This window comes from Protofrankia sp. Cj3 (genome assembly GCF_917627355.1).
In the GTDB taxonomy this organism is placed as follows: Bacteria; Actinomycetota; Actinomycetes; order Frankiales; family Frankiaceae; genus Protofrankia.
Genome location: NZ_CAKJTR010000289.1, coordinates 1 through 3,972, shown reverse-complemented (window position 1 = coordinate 3,972; position 3,972 = coordinate 1). Strand labels below are relative to the sequence as shown.

Genomic DNA, 3,972 nt, shown 5'->3' with positions numbered 1-3,972 from the left:
GCGGGAGTTTCCCGAGACCGCCGGGCCCGCGACAAGAACCACTATCGTGTGCCCGGCGGCCGAGGCCCGCGCAAAGCCACCGGACGCGCGGGACAACAATTTCAAGGAAGACCGCTTCCCGCCGCTCGGGCGCCAGCCGATTCAGCCCAACGTGGGCGCCACCATGCAATACGGCAGAGCGCGTGTCACGCCCCGGCACCCCGCAAAGCCCTTCACGTCACGTAACCGGCGGGTGGTCCACGCGCCGTTGGGGAGCACCCGCCGGCATCCCCAGCCCAGCCCTGGGCTTACCTCATAACCTGCTATGTTCCGTCACCCCGTGAAACAAGCTCCTTGATGGATCGCAAAATTGCGGTGTGGCCGGTCATTTTCAAGTGTCGGAAACCCGAGTTCCCTAAATCACAAGACCACTGGCGGCTAAAGAGCAACAAGACCGCTCCCATGTCGCTGGAGGGGCGGGCTTGTTGGGGGAAGTGCCATGGAGTATGTGCGCGAAAGGCTGGGCCAGTCGTCCATACGGTCACCTCCTCTGTAAGGGATGGGAACGCGGCTGGCTGACTTCCGGGGTCGCCGCCGGCCATGATAGATGCCCAATTACGCGCCACGCTCACGCAGCACAGGGACCGCGTATGAGGTTCCGGGTCTGCGGAGAGGAAGGCGATCGCTCCTCTCCCCGCTGGCAATTTGCAAATGTCCGCCCGCCTGGAAGATTTCAAGAGTGATGGCCCGGCGGACACCGGATGCTCTCGACATGGCGTCCGGGTTCGGAACGATGACGTAGACGCCCTCGCCTTCATTGACGAGCGTTAGCACCGTCATGAGCGCCGGGCGGCCGCTCACTTGGGCGAGCGGGATATTACGGTCAACATATGTTTCTTCGAGACTGAGACCTTCGGCGATGGCATGCAGCGTCACCGTATTTTGAAGGCGGCCAATTTCGGCTTCGTCTTCACCCTCAACGCTGATGTAGCCGTAGGCCGCCGGCTTCGTGCTCATCGCTCTGCCCTCTCGTCTGCCTCCTGCGGGCTGGTGGGCTCCCGTCGCCCAGGGCCGTACCTCGCAGGCAGCGGGAGCCTGGGACGAATCGTGGTGTAGTTGCCACGTTGCGCACAGATGCCAATGGGGTCACCTCGCCGCGAGGTGACCCCAGGAGCACCACCAACCCCGGCCGCAGGCGGCCGAGTTTCTATGAAGCGTTAGGCAGTATTACCCAGTGCGCCCCTCCCACCACGGAAGTCGGTACTCTTGGCCTATGGCTGAAAGCCTTGGTGAACGGGTCGCAGAGCTACGGGTCCGGGCTGTCCTCACCCAAGATGAGTTTGCGGAGCGCGCCGGCGTCAGTCTCACCACGGTCCGGAAGTTGGAACGGGGTGCCCGGGATGCGGTCAGCCTTCCTACCCTCCATTCGTTTGCCCGCGTGCTGGGCGTCACCACCTCCGATCTTCTGTCCTACGGTGGCCCTCTTGACCGGGATGACAACGGCGACACCGCAGACCTGGCGGCGCTGCGCCGGGTGCTGGTGCCGGTGCCGGTCAGCCCTCCTGGGGGCGACGCGCCAAACATTGGGGATGTCAGGCAAGGGCTTATCGAGCTAACCCGGATGTACCAGGCGAACAGGTACAAAGATGCGTTGGCGCTTGCGCCCGGACTTCTGATCGCGGCGGATGCCGCCGCGGGTGCGGCCACGGGAGACTTTGCCGTCGTCGGGCAACGGCTGGCGGCTCGCAGTTACCTCATGGCGTCACTGGTTCTCCTGCAATTCCGACGGGAGGATTTGTCAATCACCGCGGCGGAACGCGCAATCCGGGCGGCCGAGGGTGCCGGGGATGAACTGCTTCGGGCAAGTGCCGCCGATAACATCGCCTGGAACTTTACCCGTCAGGCACGGTTGGACGATGCCGAGGATACGGCGCTTTTCATGGCAGAGGCCATTGAACCCCATGGCGAGGTTACAGAAATCCACCTCGCCCAATACGGCCGATTGCTCACCCGCGCCAGTTCGTCGGCAGCCCGCAATAACCGACCGGCGGCCAGTTCTGGGTATCTAGCTACGGCCAAAGAGGTTGCCGGGCGGCTCCGCAACGATTACATGACGGTGAGCAGCTTTTGGGCTGCTTTCGGCCCCACGACCGTTGACACCATCGAGGTTGAAAACGCGATGGTCATGGGTGAGGCGGACCGGGCGCTGTTCCTCGCACGCAGGGTGCGCCGGGGCAAAGCAATCCGGGAAACCACGTGGCAGCGGTATTTGCTCACGGTGGCGGAGGCGCAGCTTGCCACCAAGGGCTACGCCGGAGCGGCAAAAACGCTGGCCGGTGTCCACCAGGTTGCGCCGGAGTGGTTCGTTTCGCAACGGCTTGCCCGGCGGCTCATACACGCTTTGCAAGACGCCACGTCGGTGCGGTGGGCGCGCGCCAACAGCCTCGACGTGCTGGCCCAGGCCATCAAATGATTTCCCCGGATGCATGCGGTTCAAATGGGCGAGGGCACAGAGACGTCGACGGCGCTGGGCCCGTGGTGCCGGTGTTACGTTGAGAGGGGCAGGGCTGTAGATTAGGAGGGGTGACTATTGACCCCGTCAGGGGGCGCGATTAGGTACGCGCGCGGTGCCCCGCACTCCCTTGCCTTTTCCAGTGCTGCGTCAGGCACGACCTTCCGGAACTCCGCCGGCGTGACTCGGTCGCCACCCAACACCAGGGTGACTCCCTCCGCCGCCTCGCGATACACGCACCCCAGCCCCACTCCTTGATCCACGCCCTTACTGCCGGGCGCTCTTAGCGCCGGTTCTGCTCACAGATACACTTGCGTCACCATAGCAGCCAACGAAAACAGCCAGCATATCCCACCATCGGCAGCGACGAACAGAACCTCAGCCCCGGCCTGGACTTACATCACGATCTGCTATAGTTCCATCACCGCGACTTTGACGAGCCCCTGAACATCGGCCAGGTTCGCCTGATCGCGGTTTCGCGAACGACGTTCACGTCCCGGACACCATCGTTTTGTCCGGCGATAATATTTTCCGGGCCATCCTCTCCTATCCTCCAAGGTCTGGTACAGCGACCGAGTAGCCGTCGTTGACGGGGGAAAACGGAGGCGACGGGTGCCACGTCAGCTCATGCGACACAGGCTCATCGAAGCGGCGGCCCAGGTTATTCGCACGCGCGGGCTGGCCGTTGCGACGTCCAAGGAGATTGCGCGCGAAGCCAGCGTGGCCGTGGGCAGCATCTACAATCACTTTACCGACAAAACGGACCTCATCACCGCGGTGATGCTGGAGGGGCTACCCACCCTCGACAGCGCTCTCGACCAGCTGAGGTTTTGTATCGGCCGGGGGACGGTACAGGGCAACCTCGAGGAGCTGTCACGGTCCGCAATCACTTTCTTCGCACAGTATCTACCGCTGGCCGGAGGACTGTTCACCGACACCGAGCTGCACGCGGCGGTCCGGACGAGACTCGTCACCGATCGCCGGGATCTGTCCGCGGTCCATGCTGGCGTGGCGTTCTATCTGGCGCAGGAACAACAGCTCGACCGAATCAATCGGGACGTCGAGCCCGAGGTCGCCGCCGCGGTTCTGCTGGGCGCATGCAGCCAGTACGCGCTGCTCACCCATATGTCCCGGCCGGATGTTCTGCCAGCCGCGGCCAGGTACGCCACCCTCACGGTTTTCATGATCCTACCCGCGCTCCGGCCGCCTGGGACGAGCACGCCGGACAGGACCTCTCAGACCCGTTCCGGCGGGCTCACCGCCCATTGAGCGGCCTCCAGCCGAAGCCCGGTAAGAGTGTCGGTCTCATCCCAGCGTTCATGGTCAATCAGTAGCCGCAGCAGCCGGAAACCCTCCTCGGCCTGCGCGGTCTCCGCCTGCACGCTCGCCGGTGACGTACCGGCGGCGGTGCCGGCGCCGGCCCGCCGGATGGCGCCCGCCAGCTCGCCCGCGGGCGCGTCCGGCCGGACGGCGGGCTGGCC

General features: G+C 64.5%; 4 protein-coding genes. 2 read left to right on the top strand and 2 right to left on the bottom strand.

Going from position 1 to position 3,972, the window contains the following annotated elements; genetic code table 11:
* Positions 1 to 594: 594 nt before the first annotated feature.
* The gene (locus MJ783_RS22465) at positions 595 to 996 is read right to left on the bottom strand and encodes a hypothetical protein (RefSeq protein WP_239313699.1); all 402 of its coding nucleotides are present in this window, start codon (positions 994 to 996) and stop codon (positions 595 to 597) included.
* A 256-nt stretch (positions 997 to 1,252) separates the two neighbouring features.
* Here MJ783_RS22465 and MJ783_RS22460 point away from each other — a divergent pair, with 256 nt between their 5' ends.
* Entirely contained in the window at positions 1,253 to 2,452 is a 1,200-nt protein-coding gene (locus MJ783_RS22460; protein ID WP_239347190.1) for a helix-turn-helix transcriptional regulator, read from the top strand.
* 651 nt (positions 2,453 to 3,103) lie between these two features.
* The gene (locus MJ783_RS22455) at positions 3,104 to 3,760 is read left to right on the top strand and encodes a TetR/AcrR family transcriptional regulator (protein WP_239313693.1); all 657 of its coding nucleotides are present in this window, start codon (positions 3,104 to 3,106) and stop codon (positions 3,758 to 3,760) included.
* Here MJ783_RS22455 and MJ783_RS22450 read toward each other — a convergent pair.
* Positions 3,727 to 3,972, bottom strand: a 246-nt coding sequence (locus tag MJ783_RS22450; RefSeq protein ID WP_239313691.1) for a hypothetical protein, incomplete at its 5' end; no start/stop codon positions are given. The genes MJ783_RS22455 and MJ783_RS22450 overlap by 34 nt on opposite strands.

Excerpts from the sequence above, each read along its gene's own strand:
- MJ783_RS22460 (WP_239347190.1), top strand. The coding sequence starts at position 1,253 with ATGGCTGAAAGCCTTGGTGAACGGGTCGCAGAGCTACGGGTCCGGGCT.
- MJ783_RS22465 (WP_239313699.1), bottom strand. The coding sequence starts at position 996 with ATGAGCACGAAGCCGGCGGCCTACGGCTACATCAGCGTTGAGGGTGAA.